Source organism: Proteus genomosp. 4 str. ATCC 51469 (assembly GCF_003144375.1).
GTDB lineage: Bacteria > Pseudomonadota > Gammaproteobacteria > Enterobacterales > Enterobacteriaceae > Proteus.
This window is the reverse complement of sequence record NZ_PENV01000015.1, coordinates 22,285-39,306: the sequence shown is the minus strand read 5'-3', so window position 1 is coordinate 39,306 and position 17,022 is coordinate 22,285. Positions and strand designations below refer to the sequence as shown.

General features: G+C 36.5%; 16 protein-coding genes, 1 tRNA gene and 1 pseudogene. 10 read left to right on the top strand and 8 right to left on the bottom strand.

The genetic code is table 11. The annotated features are described in order from the left end of the window. Positions 1-10 precede the first annotated feature (10 nt). A complete protein-coding gene (locus tag DK866_RS14225) occupies positions 11-604 on the top strand; it encodes an XTP/dITP diphosphatase (RefSeq protein ID WP_109409432.1) in 594 nt (197 codons plus the stop codon). After that, on the top strand, positions 597-1,727 hold the full coding sequence (hemW, locus tag DK866_RS14220) for a radical SAM family heme chaperone HemW (RefSeq protein WP_109409431.1): 1,131 nt from the start codon (positions 597-599) through the stop codon (positions 1,725-1,727). The genes DK866_RS14225 and hemW overlap by 8 nt, the downstream gene beginning before the upstream one ends. 96 nt (positions 1,728-1,823) lie before the next feature. Here hemW and DK866_RS14215 read toward each other — a convergent pair whose 3' ends face one another. From DK866_RS14215 to trmB, 5 genes are all read right to left on the bottom strand, one after another. Beyond that, positions 1,824-2,774, bottom strand: coding sequence for a siderophore ABC transporter substrate-binding protein (locus tag DK866_RS14215; protein WP_109409430.1), 951 nt, complete (start codon positions 2,772-2,774; stop codon positions 1,824-1,826). A gap of 153 nt (positions 2,775-2,927) precedes the next feature. Next, positions 2,928-3,686: a DUF2884 family protein gene (locus DK866_RS14210; RefSeq protein WP_109409429.1), complete on the bottom strand. Its 759-nt coding sequence runs from the start codon at positions 3,684-3,686 to the stop codon at positions 2,928-2,930. A 22-nt stretch (positions 3,687-3,708) separates the two neighbouring features. Continuing rightward, a complete protein-coding gene (glsB, locus tag DK866_RS14205; RefSeq protein WP_109409428.1) occupies positions 3,709-4,635 on the bottom strand; it encodes a glutaminase B in 927 nt (308 codons plus the stop codon). Between the two features lie 74 nt (positions 4,636-4,709). Next, complete coding sequence (locus DK866_RS14200; protein ID WP_006534836.1) at positions 4,710-5,036, bottom strand: YggL family protein; 327 nt, start codon at positions 5,034-5,036, stop codon at positions 4,710-4,712. Further along, positions 5,036-5,755, bottom strand: a complete 720-nt coding sequence (gene trmB, locus DK866_RS14195) for a tRNA (guanosine(46)-N7)-methyltransferase TrmB (RefSeq protein WP_109409427.1) — start codon at positions 5,753-5,755, stop codon at positions 5,036-5,038. Before trmB ends, DK866_RS14200 begins: the two co-directional genes overlap by 1 nt. 217 nt (positions 5,756-5,972) lie before the next feature. Between trmB and mutY the strand changes: the two genes are divergently transcribed. The 4 genes from mutY to DK866_RS14175 all read left to right on the top strand — a co-directional run bounded on the left by mutY (position 5,973) and on the right by DK866_RS14175 (position 8,787). After that, complete coding sequence (gene mutY, locus DK866_RS14190; RefSeq protein WP_109409426.1) at positions 5,973-7,013, top strand: A/G-specific adenine glycosylase; 1,041 nt, start codon at positions 5,973-5,975, stop codon at positions 7,011-7,013. 29 nt (positions 7,014-7,042) lie between these two features. Continuing rightward, complete coding sequence (locus DK866_RS14185) at positions 7,043-7,315, top strand: oxidative damage protection protein (protein WP_072071114.1); 273 nt, start codon at positions 7,043-7,045, stop codon at positions 7,313-7,315. 63 nt (positions 7,316-7,378) lie between these two features. Beyond that, positions 7,379-8,449, top strand: a complete 1,071-nt coding sequence (gene mltC, locus DK866_RS14180; protein ID WP_109409480.1) for a membrane-bound lytic murein transglycosylase MltC — start codon at positions 7,379-7,381, stop codon at positions 8,447-8,449. Between the two features lie 262 nt (positions 8,450-8,711). Beyond that, positions 8,712-8,787: transfer RNA gene (locus DK866_RS14175), tRNA-Phe, on the top strand. 210 nt (positions 8,788-8,997) lie between these two features. Here the strand turns inward: DK866_RS14175 and DK866_RS14170 are convergent. Next, positions 8,998-9,918, bottom strand: a pseudogene (locus DK866_RS14170) (tyrosine-type recombinase/integrase); the annotation flags it as partial. A gap of 170 nt (positions 9,919-10,088) precedes the next feature. On the opposite strand from DK866_RS14170, the gene DK866_RS14165 reads away from it, so the two are divergent. Next, positions 10,089-10,460, top strand: coding sequence for a DUF6201 family protein (locus DK866_RS14165; protein WP_109409424.1), 372 nt, complete (start codon positions 10,089-10,091; stop codon positions 10,458-10,460). A 520-nt stretch (positions 10,461-10,980) separates the two neighbouring features. Next, positions 10,981-12,237, top strand: coding sequence for a Zn-dependent hydrolase (locus tag DK866_RS14160; protein WP_109409423.1), 1,257 nt, complete (start codon positions 10,981-10,983; stop codon positions 12,235-12,237). Here DK866_RS14160 and DK866_RS14155 read toward each other — a convergent pair. Both DK866_RS14155 and DK866_RS14150 read right to left on the bottom strand, forming a co-directional pair. Then, positions 12,231-13,115, bottom strand: coding sequence for a helix-turn-helix domain-containing protein (locus DK866_RS14155; RefSeq protein WP_072070687.1), 885 nt, complete (start codon positions 13,113-13,115; stop codon positions 12,231-12,233). The genes DK866_RS14160 and DK866_RS14155 overlap by 7 nt on opposite strands. Positions 13,116-13,387: 272 nt before the next feature. Then, on the bottom strand, positions 13,388-14,584 hold the full coding sequence (locus DK866_RS14150) for an ROK family protein (protein WP_109409422.1): 1,197 nt from the start codon (positions 14,582-14,584) through the stop codon (positions 13,388-13,390). 205 nt (positions 14,585-14,789) lie between these two features. Between DK866_RS14150 and DK866_RS14145 the strand changes: the two genes are divergently transcribed. Both DK866_RS14145 and DK866_RS14140 read left to right on the top strand, forming a co-directional pair. Then, positions 14,790-15,608 carry a purine-nucleoside phosphorylase gene (locus DK866_RS14145; protein WP_109409421.1) on the top strand — a complete coding sequence of 273 codons (819 nt, stop codon included), beginning with the start codon at positions 14,790-14,792 and terminating at the stop codon, positions 15,606-15,608. Positions 15,609-15,692: 84 nt separating this feature from the next. Continuing rightward, positions 15,693-16,928, top strand: coding sequence for a nucleoside permease (locus DK866_RS14140; RefSeq protein ID WP_109409420.1), 1,236 nt, complete (start codon positions 15,693-15,695; stop codon positions 16,926-16,928). Positions 16,929-17,022: the final 94 nt, after the last annotated feature.

Sequence of the window (17,022 nt, the reverse complement as noted above, 5' to 3'; positions counted from 1 at the left end):
GATAACACTCATGCAAAAAGTAGTTCTCGCAACAGGAAATCCGGGAAAGGTCAAAGAGCTAGCCTCTTTGCTTTCTGATTTTGGTTTAGATATTGTTGCTCAAACAGAGCTTGGTGTTGATTCTGTTGAAGAAACGGGCCTAACTTTTGTTGAAAATGCACTGATTAAAGCGCGTCATGCAGCAAAAGTGACTGGTTTACCTGCAATTGCCGATGACTCAGGTATTTCGGTTGATGCATTAGGAGGCGCTCCAGGGATTTACTCAGCGCGCTATGCGGGTGTGGATGCAAGCGATCAGCAAAATCTGGATAAATTGCTTGATGCAATGAAAGAAATACCTGCTGAAAAACGCCAAGCACAATTTAATTGTGTATTAGTTTATATGCGCCATGAGAACGATCCAACTCCTCTGATTTTCCACGGTATTTGGCATGGTGTATTAAGTAAAGAAATGCACGGTGAAGGTGGATTTGGCTACGATCCTATTTTCTTTGTTCCAGAGTTAAATTGCACTGCAGCGCAATTAACTAAAGAGCAAAAAAATCAGCATTCGCATCGTGGTAAAGCACTTAAATTAATGTTGGATGCCCTTAAGAATGCTTAAGTTGCCCCCATTAAGTCTATACATTCATATTCCTTGGTGCGTACAAAAATGCCCTTATTGTGATTTCAATTCACACACACTAAAAGGTGAAGTACCGCATCAGGAATATGTGCAACATTTACTCAATGATTTAGATGCTGATCTTATTCATGTTGGTTCTCGTGAAGTTCAAACGATATTTATTGGTGGTGGAACACCGAGTTTATTAAGTGCTGAATCAATGGCTGATTTGCTTTATGGCGTTAAAGAACGCCTAGCTGTTAGCCCGAATGCAGAAATTACCATGGAAGCGAATCCGGGAACCGTAGAAGCTGAGCGCTTTGCCGGATTCCAACGTGCTGGCGTAAATCGTATTTCTATTGGTGTGCAAAGTTTTGGTAATGATAAACTTATTCGCTTAGGGCGCATTCATGATGCAGATGAAGCTAAAAATGCAGCTCGTTTAGCCAAAGAATTAGGCTTACGTAGCTTTAATTTAGATTTAATGCATGGATTACCAGACCAATCATTATCTCAAGCGCTTTCGGATTTACAGCAAGCAATAGAATTATCCCCACCACATTTGTCTTGGTATCAATTAACCATTGAACCCAACACACAATTTGGTTCCCGTCCGCCTAAATTACCTGACGACGATATGTTGTGGGATATTTTCTCAGAAGGCGATAAATTATTGACAGCCGCAGGCTATCAACAATATGAAACATCAGCATATTGCAAACCGGGCTTTCAATGCGAGCACAACTTAAACTATTGGCGTTTTGGCGATTATTTAGGTATTGGTTGTGGTGCTCATGGGAAAATAAGCTTTGAAGATGGTCGCATCATGCGAACAGTAAAAACCAAGCACCCTAAAGGTTTTATGGAAGGCCGTTATCTCGACCAACAACATTTTGTTGATAATGATGATCGTCCATTTGAATTTTTTATGAACCGTTTTCGTCTATTAGAAGCATTTCCAAGACAAGATTTCAGCGATTATACGGGGCTTTCTGAAGAAGTTATTCGCCATCAAATAGACGAAGCTTTGGCTTTAGGTTATATCAGTGAAACAGACACTCACTGGCAAATTACACCTCATGGCAAACTGTTTCTCAACTCATTGCTTGAACTATTTCTTTAATATTGCTGATTTCAAATAGCTAGCTTAAAAAAATGCCCATACTGTTATTCTCAGTTGGGCATTTCTCTTTAATAACAAAGCTTAAAGATTAATCAATTAAAGCGCATTCTCTACGGCTTCAATTTGTTTAGTTAAGCTATCTAAACCACCACCAGAGAGATACCAAAGATCAGCCTGCAGATAAACAATACCGCCGTTTTTATAGGCTGAAGTTGTTTTTATAGCGTCATCTTCAAATGTGGTTTGTTCTAATTTACCCGCGCCAATCGCTTCGCTACGATCCACAATAAAAATAACATCTGGATTAGCTTTTGCGATCATTTCTGAGGTAACTATGCGACGTTTACCTTTATCTTCCTCTGCAACAGGTGGTAATTCGGCCCTTTTTGCTTTAACAACATCATAAACAACGCTTTGATTATTAGGCATTAAATTGCCGGCGTTATGCATCAACACTAATACTTTTTTATCAGATCCAGTGGCTTTTTTCTGAGCTTGCTCAATAACGGCATTTAATTTAGCAATTTGTTCTTGAGTCGCTTGCTGTTTATCAAATAACTCACCTAATAATTTGATATTAGACTCAACTGAATTGAGATAATTAGCGCTATTAGTCCCTAAATTAACAGTAGGTGCAATTTTAGCTAAGGCTTCATAAGATGCGCCTTGGCGCCCCGTAATAATGATTAAATCAGGTTTAATTTCAGCTAGTTTTTCTAAATCAGGCGCTTTCATGCCACCGACATTAGCAACGTTACTTGCAATACTACCTTTAATATAAGCAGGAGCATTACCTAACGGTAACCCAACCACTTTATCGGCTAAACCTAACTGAACTAAAGAATCATAGAGACCAAAATCAAAAAGAACCACTTTTGATGGATCTTTAGAGACGGTTGTTTCACCCAACAGATGTTTAATCACCATCTTGTCATTCTGCTGACTAATAACTTTGTTAGGTTGATATTCAGTTGGCGTTTTGCTTAACGCAGAGAAACTCGTTACAGAAAGGATAGATGCGATAACTAAAGGAAGGATCTTCTTCATTAACTTTGCCCTGTTTAAGTGGAATACTCAAACAGGGCATTGTAAACAGCTCATCTCACAAGTCAATTGAATAGGAATGATTTTCATTATTATTTTCAATTATTGTGAGTTCACAATTTATAAAGCTTATTAACTACAAGGGATATAACGCTATTATTTATTAATATTTGATGAATTATTTTTTAACGAATTAATAAGTTCGATATGTTGGTTTTCCATCTGAGTTATTTTGCTACAAGCTTGCTGACCAAATTGAGTAAATGCAGCTTCTTGCTGTTTCCACTCCTGATCTATGATTTTTTGGAAACCATCTAAGCTTCCTAATAATCCACCTAAGGCTTTTTTACTGTCGCCACCAGCAGCTGCTAATAACTGTTTTTTCCCTAATTCATTAATACTGTCTTGCAGCATACCACCAAGGCTACTCTCTACGATTTCACGGCCTTTGGCTTCAACTTCTTTTATGGCTTGAGAATGGAATGTAATGTTATTCGGTTCTATGCTGACCACTCTATCCATTTGCTGATTAAGATCTTTCTCTAATCTACTTAATCTATTAAGGATATTGCTATCTTTACCAAAAGCTTCAATCACCACTTTATCGAGCACTTTACGAGAATCTTGCAGTTTTACCCCTGTTTCAGTTCTTAACCAAGGTATGTCTCGTCTTACTGTGGCTTGATATTTCTTTGCTAGTTCTTGTTGCTGTGGTGTCAATGAGGCACTTTTTTCATTTTGAAACAATGTGCCGTCAGGATAAATCACCATTAAACCATGTGAACCTGCGACCTCAACAAATTCAGAGGTTATGCGCAAATCATCTTTTGGCATTACAGCGCAATCAAAACTTGGTGATGCATTTGCTGTACCCGCAACAAAAAATAGTGTGACAGCAATATTTCTTAAATTCATAACAACTCTCCTGAAAACATGGCTAAAAAATTGAACGCCCTACTTTGTTTGCTAATAATTCAAGTGCTGCACAACCTGCTAATGAGTTACCTGATTTATCCAGCTCTGGTGACCAAACTGCAACTGTAAACGCATCGGGAACAACAGCAATAATACCACCACCTACGCCTGATTTTCCGGGAATACCAATACGAAATGCAAATTCACCGGCACCATCATACATACCACAAGTTAACATTAACGCATTTATTTGTCGGGTTTGTCTTGGCGTAATAATCTGATTTTTATTCCCAACACTTACGCCCTGATTAGCTAAATAACTAAAACATCGAACTAATTCAGTACAACTCATTTCTATTGAACAATAGTGAAAATAAGTCTCCAGCACCGTGATAACATCATTCTCAAAATTATCAAAAGATTTCATCAGATAAGCAATTGATGCATTTCGACTAAGATGTTCCATCTCTGATTTTGCAACCACTGAGTTATAACAAATATCAGGAGCATCAGTTAAAAAGCGAATAACTTCTAACATTCTTTGCTTTGGTGCACTTAATCGAGACTGCAACATATCAGTGATAACAATAGCGCCCGCATTAATAAAAGGATTCCGAGGTATCCCTTTTTCCATCTCTAATTGTATTAAGGAATTAAAAGGCAGACCTGAAGGCTCTTTTCCTACTCGTTGCCAAATTTCGTCTTCTTCATAACGAGTTAAAGCAAGTGTCAAACTAAGCACTTTAGAAATAGATTGAATAGAAAAGCGCTTGTCTGCCATACCGGATTGATAGAGTTCACCATCCACCGTATAAACAGCCATAGCAAGCTGTTCTGGCAATACTTGGGCTAACGCGGGAATATAATCCGCGATTTTTCCTTGCCCGATTAATGGGCGAATTTGTTGCAAAATATCTGACAGTAATGCGTTAGATAACGTTGTAGTCACAGTCCCTTCCCCAGACAGACAAGGGCATCCTTTTGGATGCCCTTGTAATTATTTGCTAAATGTATAACTTTCTATCAGTCCCACCAAACGTCAAATAGTTCAGAGGTCTGTACATCTTGCATTTTATTCTCTTTTAGGAAGTTTTCGACTAATTGGCGATGCTCTTCTGTACATTTACCAATTTGTTGTAAGCAGATTAAGCCTTCCCAGCTCAGGTAACCACTTGCATCAAATGCCAGCCCATTTGGCTCAATAACTTTGAGGATCAGTTCATCAACAAAGCGATCCACTTCCTCAATTGGGGTATTTTCTGGGAAAGTCCATTTAACTGAAAAACCTAATTCCTGAAATTCATCGATACGCATTTTTTTGCGTAAACGGCGACTACGTTGTTTAGCCATTATTTTACCCTCTTAAACATAAGATCCCATACACCATGCCCTAAACGATGACCACGTTTCTCAAACTTAGTCACTGGGCGTGTTTCTGGTCGTGGTACATAATCCTGAGTGTCTGACAAATTCTGATAGCCTTCAACACTTGTCATCACTTCAAGCATATGTTCTGCATATGGTTCCCAATCTGTCGCCATATGAAAAACACCGTCTAACGTTAATTTTTTTAAAATTAATTCTGCAAAAGGCACTTGAACAATACGGCGCTTATTATGGCGCGCTTTGTGCCATGGATCAGGAAAGAATAACTGAACCATTTTTAAACTATTATCTGGGATCATGTGATTGAGTACTTCAATCGCATCATGGCACATGACTCGCAAATTAGTTAATTGTTCTTCTTCAGCACTTGCAAGACAGGCACCCACACCAGGTGCATGCACTTCAATACCGAAATAATTATTTTCTGGCGTATTTTTTGCCATAGTCACGAGCGATGCGCCCATGCCGAAGCCAATTTCCAAAATAACAGGTGCTTCGCGTCCAAAAACCTGACTGAAGTCGATGGGTTCCGGTTGATATTCAATGCCAAAAATAGGCCACTGTATTTCTAATGCTTGCTCTTGACGAGGAGTTAAACGGCCTTGTCTACGAACAAAACTACGAACGCGCCGTAAAGCACGCCCTTCTTCATTGAATTCCGGAGAAATTACATTCTTGATCATGTCTAATACTGTCAGTCGTTAGGCCAATTATTTACTTAAAATCGTTATAATGTCGCTATGGTATAAACTTAACCGACATTATCCAAAGATCCCTAAGTTTAGCAAGAGTCACTTATAGAAGCATCACTCTATAAGATAAATATTAAGAGTGTTTACAGTTTATTCTCACTGTGGTGCAATCTTACCTTAATCAGAACATGAGTTAATAAAATAAAACATGATGGAAGCACTGCAATTTTCGCAAGTCGTACTCAATTGGTATCATAAATATGGGCGTAAAACGCTCCCTTGGCAGCAAGAAAAAACGCCTTATCACGTTTGGTTATCTGAGGTAATGTTGCAACAAACCCAAGTTGCAACGGTTATTCCTTATTTTGAGCGTTTTATTTCACGTTTTCCTGATGTCGCAGCGTTAGCTAAAGCTCCATTAGATGAAGTACTTCATTTATGGACGGGCCTTGGTTATTACGCAAGAGCCAGAAACTTGCATAAAGCAGCACAACACATTGTAGATAAACATCAAGGGTACTTTCCTGATACCTTTGAGGACGTTTGTGCTTTACCGGGTGTTGGACGTTCAACCGCAGGCGCTATTTTGTCGTTATCACTGAAAAAACCTTACCCAATCCTTGATGGTAATGTGAAACGTGTTTTAGCTCGTTGTTATGCCGTTAAAGGCTGGCCAGGTAAAAAAGAAGTTGAAAATAAGTTGTGGGAGATCAGCGAAAACGTCACCCCAACTGTAGGTGTCGAGTATTTTAATCAGGCAATGATGGATTTAGGTGCAATGGTTTGTACTAGAAGCAAACCTAAATGTGAACTATGTCCACTAAATACAGGTTGTATCGCTTATGCTCAAAACAATTGTACGGATTATCCTGGGAAAAAACCGAAAAAAGTTATCCCAGAAAAAACAACTTATTTTCTTATTTTACAATATGATAATCTTGTTTGGTTGGATAAGAGACCACCAGCAGGAATATGGGGGGGGTTATTTGCCTTTCCTCAGTTTGAGACAAAAGCGCTTTTAGATCTGTGGCTAACTGAGCATGGACTTGAGAATAATGAATCAGAACAACTGATTTCATTTCGACATACTTTTAGTCACTTTCATTTAGATATTGTGCCAATTTGCGTAAAACTCTCAGCGTTTACCTCTATGATGGAGGAGCAAAAAGGACTTTGGTATAACTTACAGACACCTGCAACCGTTGGGTTAGCGGCGCCTGTAGAGAATTTACTTAGACAATTAGCCTAAGCTAATCCCTGCGATATTGAGGACGTATTATGAGCAGAACTATTTTTTGTACTTTCCTAAACAAAGAAGCTGATGGACTTGATTTTCAGTTGTACCCAGGAGAAATTGGAAAGCGCATTTTCAATGAGATCTCAAAAGAAGCATGGACTCAGTGGATGACAAAACAGACGATGTTGATCAATGAGAAAAAACTCAACACCATGAACCCAGAAGATCGCAAACTATTAGAACAAGAAATGGTACGGTTTTTATTTGAAGGTCATGATGTTCATATTGACGGCTACACCCCACCTGAAAAATAATATTTACTTTTCCAGAGCCTTTAAGGCTCTGGTATTTTATTCACCATAGCGATGCAATTGACCATGAAAAAAATCCTTCTCTTGCTAATTATCGCCCCACTACTCATTTCATGTAGTAGCCAACCCCCTAAAACATTTGAACCCGATTACGCAAAGGACACCAATGCGTTCGATATTCTTATGGGGCAATTTGCCAATAATATCGAAATGATTTGGGGGATGAAGGAGGTTTTAATAGCCGGTCCTAAAGACTACGTAAAATATACTGACGCTTATAAAACCCGTAGCCATATTAACTTTGAAGCGGGTACCATCACGATAGAAACATTAGGTGGTGACGCTCCTCAATTCCAATTACATAAGGCGATTGTCACTACATTATTAATGGGTGAAGATCCAGGCTCTATCGACCTCTATTCTGATGTCAATAACATCCCTCACAGTACAGAACCTTTTTTATCCGGGCAGGTTCTTGATAATACAGGGCAGCCTATACGCTGGGAATGGCGAGCCAATAAGTTTGCTGATTATCTGATTGCCAATAAATTACAAAAACGCCAATCTGGTATAAATACAATTTGGTATGTCACCATTAATTTAGTCCCTAATCACCTTGATAAACGTGCACATAAATATTTACCATTAGTCCAACAAGCAGCAGCTAAATATGGTGTTGAGCCATCGCTTATCCTAGCTATTATGCAAATTGAATCAAGTTTTAACCCTTATGCTGTCAGTAGTTCAGACGCATTAGGTTTAATGCAAATTATGCCAGCAACGGCAGGAAGAGATGTATTCCGCATGCAAGGTAAATCAGGACAACCAAGCCGTAGTTACTTGTTTGATCCTGCTAATAATATCGATGCGGGTGCTGCTTATATTTCAATACTACAAAACAGCTACCTTGGTGATATTAAAGATCCTATTTCGCGCCGTTATGCCGTTATACAGGCTTACAATGGAGGTGCTGGCAGCGTCTTACGCATATTCCATAGTGATAAGAAACAAGCAGCGGCCATGATTAACAACTTAGAGCCTGCGCAAGTGTATACCACGTTACGTAATAAGCACCCTGCTGACCAATCTCGTCGTTATCTTGAAAAAGTCAGTACAGCTCAACGCAACTATCGTTAATTATTATTAAGTCAAAAGAAATAAAGCTTACTCAATCAATTTGGGTAAGCTTTGTTTGTTATTACGATCCAATAAACCGTCTTATTGTATTTTTTGTCACCATAATTCTAGCTACGACAAACTATGCTTAACTTCGTTTTTGCTCTTTTTTCGCGATAAATAGTGTTTTATTAACCAATAAGTTTAAAAAAACAGCAATCAAACAGTTTTGTGATAAATAACGTTGACGAGCAAAGCGATATCGGGTTTAATACGCCCCGTTGCCCGAATAGCTCAGTCGGTAGAGCAGGGGATTGAAAATCCCCGTGTCCTTGGTTCGATTCCGAGTTCGGGCACCATCTTTCATTTGTTCATCAGTTAGTTAAATAACTGAGAGGGCAAAAAAGCTAAGAATAAGACACAAATTAACGCAAGTTATCTGTTGTTAAAAATCTATTAAAAGCTTTGAATAAACAGTCTTGCTCAAATCAAGGCTGTTTTTTTTATTTGTAACTTTTACTTTCTTTCCTAATCACTGTCAAATCTTGATACTCCTCCTGTTATTTTCATCACATCAATTCCGCTTCAAGTATGTCTCGCAAATTATCAACACTTTCATCAATGTATTCTAATGTCGATGTAATACTGGCATGTCCTAACAGCCTTTTCACAACATAAAGATTACGTTCTGGTGATTGCATCATATGCGTTGCGACGGTATGTCGAAAACGGTGAGGTGATACAATGAAATTACATTCCGCTGATAAGCGTTTGAAAAATGAACGTAACGGGTATTCTCCCATCGTCTTTGGATGTTTCTTTCTTTTCATTAAATCAAACCATCCAACATTGAATAGTTGATCAGTCAGTTCTACACCTACCTTTTGTGCTTCTTTCACTAAATTTTCTAGTGATGGGTATAATGCGGAAACAATCGGTACCCGATGTTCACGATGATTTTTAGCGCCCTCCTCACATAGATGGATCCACTTCTCTTCAAGATTAATATCCCCCAACCTAATATGCAGAAGTTGCCCTTGGCGAATGGCGGTATAACGAAATACGTTCATTGCCGTCATCCAAAACCACGCTGGATATAATGCATTTTTTCGCCCATCACACACGTAGCCATAACCTTGCTTTTCTTCAAGTTCTAGATAGTGTGTCATTCGACGGTACATATCATCCATCTGTGATTTAGTCAGAACTTTTTTCTTTTTGGCTCCTGCACGAACTACCGTACCATTAAAAGGATTCTTTTTATGGGGTAATAATTCTTGTTCTATTCCAAAATTAAACAATGCTCTCATATGAGTCACTTTATTGTTCCATGTTCTACTTGAGCGCTTATTGTCACCTAAAACAAGATGTCGCCATTGTAGAACTGTTAATTGATCAATCTGAGCAGGATTTAACGAGGTAAATTCTTCAAATGTACGAAGAACCTTACGATAACTTCTCATTGTCGTAGGACGTAATAATTTATAATATTTTCATTAAAAATCTGGCACATCTATTATCAATAAAAATCTTATAATACATTTTAACCTTCACCTAATATCACTAGATTGATATTAATAATATCTCGTTAGATGATTTATGAAAAATACAAAAAAAATTATTATTTTATTAATTTTACTCTGGTATTTTCTTCTTGCTCATGTCACATTATTTCAATAAAGATTTACTCTTTAAAAAAATAGAAAATAAAGTTTACCAGGCCTACGTATATAAAATAAACCCAATAAATCCAATAGGTATATATTTATATATTACCGAAACTGAACCTGTCTATGTCGTATTATATAAAGATGAACAATATTTAGGACAAAGTTCTCCTTTTACCATGATTTACTCATACTCACTTCTTCAATCAACCCCCACATTACCTATTGATAAATTAGAAAAGAATAGTTCATTTTTAGATAATTCATTTTATATCATTATTGCAGATAAAAATATAGATAATGCTTATGAAATAGATAAGAAAAATAAAAAATGGTGGAGTTATATTTTGCAATATTTTCACTAAAATATATACCGACACAATGATATAAGTGAATTGCATTTATATTAACAGAATCGTTATTATTTTTTTAAATTACTTTTTTTTTGCCAAATGTTAGTGAGATACAAAGGTAAAGTGCAAAAAAAAAGACAGCTATAGCGAATAATATCTTTATTACCAGACCTTATAAATAATTCGCCAATAAAAAATTTATCACCAATAATAATTCTTATTTTCATTTTTAAATTAAAAATATAATTTCAAATATGCTTAATATAAAAAGCGATCGCTTTTATAACATTTATAATACAATTTAAATTCATTTTAGAAATACTCCCGCTATATATCTCTTTTTAATTAATACCTATCTCACAGAATATGAAATTCACCTGAATTGTCATTGACGAAATATAGCTTCAGCAGTAAATATAATAAGCAATGATCATAAAAACAGTGACCATCTTTGAAGATGGCTTTTTTAATCCTTAAATTGTCTCATTTTTTAGACAAAAAGATATTACAGAAACCACGGGAGAATTATCTTATGACTCAACAAGATACAGCAACTCATTATTCAATTAATGATATGAAAGCGTTAATTGAAACAATGCAAATTTATAAAAAAGATAACAGTGGCAAAGGGATCACTCGTATTGCCTATGGCGAAGAAGATGAAGCCGCGCATCTGTATCTTGCGGGTTTAATGAAAGAAGCCGGTCTTGAAGTTTATCGTGATGGTATTGGTACACTTTACGCACGCTTACCAGGTAAAGATCGTTCACTACCTGCAGTAGGTACAGGATCTCACCTTGATACCGTACCTCAAGGTGGTGCTTATGATGGAGCCTTGGGTGTGATTGCTGGGTTTTATGCCTTAATGCAATACAAACCACAGCAACTTAAACGCGACCTTGAGCTTGTTGTTTTTCGTGCTGAAGAATCTAGCCGTTTTGGCTTTTCATGTATTGGCAGTAAGGTATTAACAGGAAAAATTGACAAAGCTCGCTGGGAGCAAAATAGAGATGATGATGGCAATAACTTCTTTGAAGTTTTGAAATCATTAGGTTATCAGCATGATAATTTGGATAGTTGTTTAGTCAAAGAAGATCGTTATAGTGCATTTGTTGAGCTTCATATTGAACAAGGTAAACGCCTTGAAAATGACAAGAAAACCATTGGTATTGTTAATGGTATTGCAGCACCTACACGCTTTTCAGTCACTGTTAATGGTCATGCAGATCACTCTGGTGCAACACCAATGTATCAACGTCAAGATGCGTTAGTGGCAAGTGCGGAGATTATTACCGATATCAACCGTGCAGCCTGTACTGAAGCCGTTTATGGCACTGTAGGTACAGTGGGTAAACTCAACGTTATTCCGAACTCCATGAACGTCATTCCAGGACAAGTAAAATTCTCTGTTGATATTCGTGGTATTGATACTGAAAGTATTCAGCGTGTTGTACAACGTTTAAATAACAGTGTTGAAAAAGCAGAAAAAGATTTTGGTGTTGCTATTGATGTTCAACCAATTTCTGCTGAATCGCCAGTTAAATTAGATGATTCAATTTGCCAAGTTATTGAAAGCTTATGCCAAAAACACAATATCGACTATATGACCATGTTAAGTGGTGCAGGCCACGACTCAATGAATATGGCGTCGCTTTATCCAACTGCGATGATCTTTACACCTTCAGTTGCTGGTATTAGTCATCATCCTGATGAATTCACCGAGTTTAGTGATATTGCTGTCGCTGCAGATTTATTAGCAGAAACATTAGGTACATTAGCAAATCAATAATGACTGACTATTTGTTTTAAAAGGTTAATTGCATCATCCCCTTTGGTCGCTTTTAACCATAATTTATCAAAAAGAGATTGATACTGAAATATCGCCTCAGTTGAAGAAGTTACGGTGGCAATGCCCGTACTGACATTAGGAAACTCACCTAAACGGAACGGGCTAACGGCTAAAGAAAGAGGTACTTTATCTTGATAAAATAGTTGGAAAGTTAAAGACGGCATAGTATCTGAAATAATTGCAATATTAAGATAATTATTTTTTTGCTCTAGCTTTTCAATTAAATGAAGAATTTCACTTTTTGCCCGCTGTTTTCTTTCTTGTTGCAATGTTTTCGTTAAATTAACTGAACCTAGCATACCAACATAAAGAAATTTCTCGATTTGTTGTTGGCTAATAAGGTTATAAATATGAGGTGAATGTAAAGACTGATGTTTTTTACGCTCTTTTAAAATAGATAAAACTTCTTGTTGTTTTTCAGATAAAAGATTTAAAGGTGATGCTTCTGTTAGCATTTCAACCAATGTTTTATCATAACAATCTGAAGTTAATAAATAAGAAAAGGGTTCGAAGTGAGTATAAATATGTGAAGATTGAGTCTCAAGTTGGCGCATTCGTTCGAAAAAACCATTCGCACTTGAGTAATATTCGGTATTAATACCTAATAAACTCGTTAATGAAGTATTTAATAATCTAGCAAGATTATCGAGAGTTTCAATCTTAACAATTTCGCCTTTTTCTAATCGATATACGGCAGCACGAGAAATACCTAAGCTTTCTGCAACATCTTCAGCTTTTAATGAAGAGGCTATACGGTAAGCTCGTAGTCGATAGCCAATGGACTGATAATCTATTTTTTCTCTAGGTATGTAAGGCATATTTATAATTGGCTCCCAAATGCACAAAGTACCAGGGTAAAGTAACGTCACAACAATAGGATGTTAGTTGAGATAGTTTAAATTAAACCAAAAATAAAAAGAATCACCTTCCTCACAATGAGGTAAATAAAAGAAGTTTGCAGTAAAAAGTTAGTCTATATCAATAAACCTGTCTCCTAGCAGGTAACCTCACCAGGGTTAAGTAGTAAAAACAAACAACAATAAAAAACTAAAAGGCGTTGTAATTGATATTACAGCGCCTTTTTCATTTATTAATTGACTAAATGTTCCAATACCATTGCTCCTGCACCTTGAGACACGATTTCATAAGCGTGACTTGCGGGATAAACTTCTGTTTTTATATTTGGGAAAAGTGCGAGTTTAGTTTCAATCGTTTTTTTCACGGTATCAAAAAATGTATATTTAGGAATTAACGTACCGCCACACACAACTATATCAGGTTGTAGCATTAAAATAGAGTTTGCAATAGCCAATCCATAGTAATAAGCAGCTTCTTCTAATGCATCAATACACAAAGGATCACGCATTTCAATTGCCTGAAAAATAGTGTGATAATTAATTTCATCATCGACACTAACAAGCGATGTTAATAAGGAGGTTTTTCCTCGCCTTATTTGATGAATAACGTTATTTTTTATAGCATCTAAAGAACAGAGTGTATTTAAACAACCATAAGAGCCACATTCACACAAAGGCCCTTTTACATCGATTGTCATATGGCCAAAACAATTCATCGTTACTGATGTATCAGTTAAAAACTGGTTAGCAATAATTGCACAACCTCTGACTTCGGTATCACAAGATGTAAATAAAAACCGTTGTGTTTTTTGGCGGTAATATAAACGAAACTCAGCTAATGCAGCAAAATGTACGCCACTCCCTACTGTTACGTAAGTAGGAATTTTTTTACGCAATAATATCTCTAACTCACGAAATTCTTCATCAAGAGATTTAGAAGCTAGTTGATGTTCAACAACATGCTCAATAGAGATCCCTAATCCCAGCACCTTTTCATAATTAATTTTATTTTTTAATAATAAAGCATCAATTTTAGGCAATAGTTTGTCTGTCATTTCAGAGGCAGACAAATAAGGTTCAGGTGAGATTTTAATTTTATCTAACATATTAAGCTTTAGGTCCATTAAGACAATTGTTGAATAGACCTTGCTTAGTTCAATACCGATTAAAAACACCCCTTCTGTATTTATATTATACAAAATAGGTTTTCGTCCACCGGTTGACTCACCTAATTCTGCAGTTGTAATCAATTCAAGAGCATTTAATTCGTCAAGTAATCGGGCACAAGTCGCCGGTTTCATTTGTGCTAACTCAGTCAGCGTTTCTGTTTTTATCGGGCCATTTTCTGCGATTAATTTATAAAGGCTTTTCAGTTTTAATGCTTTTGATGTCTTAGAAGACTGAAGTTCTTTTAAATTTTTCAATAGCATAGCTATTTCCTTTATTAAATTATTTCGCTAGTTAAAGAGGAATATCGCTATCTTACTGTAAAAAAAGTAATAGTACCTCAATCAAAACAAACAACATGATCTTAATCTCAAAATGAGAAAAAGAAAGTTGTTCATTTCTGCATATCAGGCAAAGTACTCTCAAGCATAATTTAAAATGTAATGATGATTTACACAGGAGAGCGTCATGCACCAGATTTCTGAAATTAATAAAGCGAAAGAATTTGTTCAATCTAAAACATCTGAAAAACCAACTATTGGGATCATTTTAGGATCAGGTTTAGGTCCTTTTGCTGATACTTTAGAAGATGCTGTACACATCCCTTATCACACTATTCCACACTTCGCAGCATCTGGTGCTGTAGGACATGCTAATGAATTAGTGATTGGTAAAATTGCAGGCAAAACGGTTGTTGCCATGAAAGGTCGTTTTCATTACTACGAAGGTGTATCACTCGATGAAGTCACCTTTCCTGTTCGTGTAATGAAAGCTCTGGGTGTCGAAAAACTGATTATCACTAACGCATGTGGCGCTGTAAATACAGATTTTAACCCTGGTGATCTGATGTTAATTACGGATCATATTAATCTGACAGCAAATAACCCACTTATTGGACCCAATAACCCTGAATTAGGTGTCCGTTTTCTAGATGTGAGTGAAGTTTATAACAAAGCCATGCGCCAAATTGTTATTGATATTGCCAAAGAACAAGATATCACTTTACGCCAAGGAGTCTATGCATGGTGGACAGGTCCAACATATGAAACACCGGCTGAAATTCGCATGATAAGAACATTGGGTGCTGATGCCGTTGGCATGTCAACGGTACCAGAAGCACTTATTGCTCGCCATTCAGGCATAGACACCATAGGTATTTCATGCTTAACCAATATGGCTTGTGGGATTTTAGAACAGCCACTTAGCCATGATGAAGTGATTGAAACCGCAGAGCGCGTAAAATCTACCTTCTTAAAACTTATTAGTGAAGTGATCGCACGCTTATAACTTTTTATCAATTAAAGAAAAAGTGGAATATAGATAGCTGCCTATATTCCACTCTAATCCTATCCCCCAACAGTGGAGATTGTTATGGGAATAAAAATACAGCTCAAAGGCATGATGTTTATGCAATATTTTATCTGGGGAAGTTGGTTGATCACCCTAGGTGCATACATGATGCAAACATTACATTTCACTGGGGTTGAAGTGGGGTTAGTTTATGGCTCAAAAGGTATTGCCGCCCTCATTATGCCTGGTTTACTCGGAATAATTGCAGATAAATTTATTCCCGCTAATCGTTTATATATTATCTGTCATATTATTTGTGCTATTGCTTTATTTTTTGCAGCATCAGTGACTGATCCTACCATCATGTTCTGGGTTATGTTCATTAATGCATTAGCTTTTATGCCAACAATTGCACTTTCAAACTCAATTGGCTATTTCTGTTTAAATAAACACAAATTAGATTCTGTTGCTAATTTCCCCCCTATTCGTGTTTTTGGCACGATAGGTTTTATTATCGCCATGTGGTGTGTTAGCTTACTTAAATTAGAACTCAGCAACACTCAACTATATATTGCATCAGTCGCTTCGCTTTGTTTGGCACTCTATTCCTTTTGTTTACCTAAAATACCGACTACCCAACATAAACAATCAACTTCTTGGGCTTCTCGCTTAGGATTAGATGCTTTTGTTTTATTTAAAAAGCCTATAATGGCCGTATTCTTTTTATTTGCCATGCTATTAGGTGCAGTACTTCAAATTACTAATACATTTGGTAGTCCTTTTATTCATGATTTTGCTAAAAACCCTGAATTTGCTGATAGTTTAATTGTTCAATATCCATCAATTTTATTATCAGTATCACAAATGGCTGAAGTGGCCTTTATCTTAGCAATTCCCTTCTTTCTCAAACGTTTTGGTATTAAAAAAGTCATGTTAATTAGTATGATTGCATGGACTTTACGTTTTGGATTATTTGCTTATGGTGATCCCTCTCCTTGGGGTTTTGTGTTGCTAATGCTTTCAATGATTGTTTATGGTTGTGCATTTGATTTTTTCAATATCTCAGGCTCTATTTATATCGAAAATGAAGTAAAACCTGAAATAAGAGCTAGTGCTCAAGGGTTATTTATGACTATGGTCAATGGTGTTGGCGCATATGCGGGTTCCATTTTAAGTGGCATGGTCGTAGATCATTTTACAAACGATGGAATAAAAGACTGGCACTCTATTTGGTTAATATTTGCTTCATATACATTAATTCTAGCAATTATTTTTGTATTTGCTTTTAAAGAGAAAAGAAATTTAGCTCATAGTTAATTAATTCCACTTCTATTTGAAAAAATGGTAATAAGATAATTTTAAACTTATTACCATTTTTATTTGGTCTTATTTTTAAAGATTAAAAATCATA

Coding starts and splice junctions, on each gene's coding strand:
- DK866_RS14225 (WP_109409432.1), top strand. CDS start 11: ATGCAAAAAGTAGTTCTCGCAACAGGAAATCCGGGAAAGGTCAAAGAG.
- hemW (WP_109409431.1), top strand. CDS start 597: ATGCTTAAGTTGCCCCCATTAAGTCTATACATTCATATTCCTTGGTGC.
- DK866_RS14215 (WP_109409430.1), bottom strand. CDS start 2,774: ATGAAGAAGATCCTTCCTTTAGTTATCGCATCTATCCTTTCTGTAACG.
- DK866_RS14210 (WP_109409429.1), bottom strand. CDS start 3,686: ATGAATTTAAGAAATATTGCTGTCACACTATTTTTTGTTGCGGGTACA.
- DK866_RS14200 (WP_006534836.1), bottom strand. CDS start 5,036: ATGGCTAAACAACGTAGTCGCCGTTTACGCAAAAAAATGCGTATCGAT.
- trmB (WP_109409427.1), bottom strand. CDS start 5,755: ATGATCAAGAATGTAATTTCTCCGGAATTCAATGAAGAAGGGCGTGCT.
- mutY (WP_109409426.1), top strand. CDS start 5,973: ATGATGGAAGCACTGCAATTTTCGCAAGTCGTACTCAATTGGTATCAT.
- DK866_RS14185 (WP_072071114.1), top strand. CDS start 7,043: ATGAGCAGAACTATTTTTTGTACTTTCCTAAACAAAGAAGCTGATGGA.
- mltC (WP_109409480.1), top strand. CDS start 7,379: ATGAAAAAAATCCTTCTCTTGCTAATTATCGCCCCACTACTCATTTCA.
- DK866_RS14165 (WP_109409424.1), top strand. CDS start 10,089: ATGTCACATTATTTCAATAAAGATTTACTCTTTAAAAAAATAGAAAAT.
- DK866_RS14160 (WP_109409423.1), top strand. CDS start 10,981: ATGACTCAACAAGATACAGCAACTCATTATTCAATTAATGATATGAAA.
- DK866_RS14155 (WP_072070687.1), bottom strand. CDS start 13,115: ATGCCTTACATACCTAGAGAAAAAATAGATTATCAGTCCATTGGCTAT.
- DK866_RS14150 (WP_109409422.1), bottom strand. CDS start 14,584: ATGCTATTGAAAAATTTAAAAGAACTTCAGTCTTCTAAGACATCAAAA.
- DK866_RS14145 (WP_109409421.1), top strand. CDS start 14,790: ATGCACCAGATTTCTGAAATTAATAAAGCGAAAGAATTTGTTCAATCT.
- DK866_RS14140 (WP_109409420.1), top strand. CDS start 15,693: ATGGGAATAAAAATACAGCTCAAAGGCATGATGTTTATGCAATATTTT.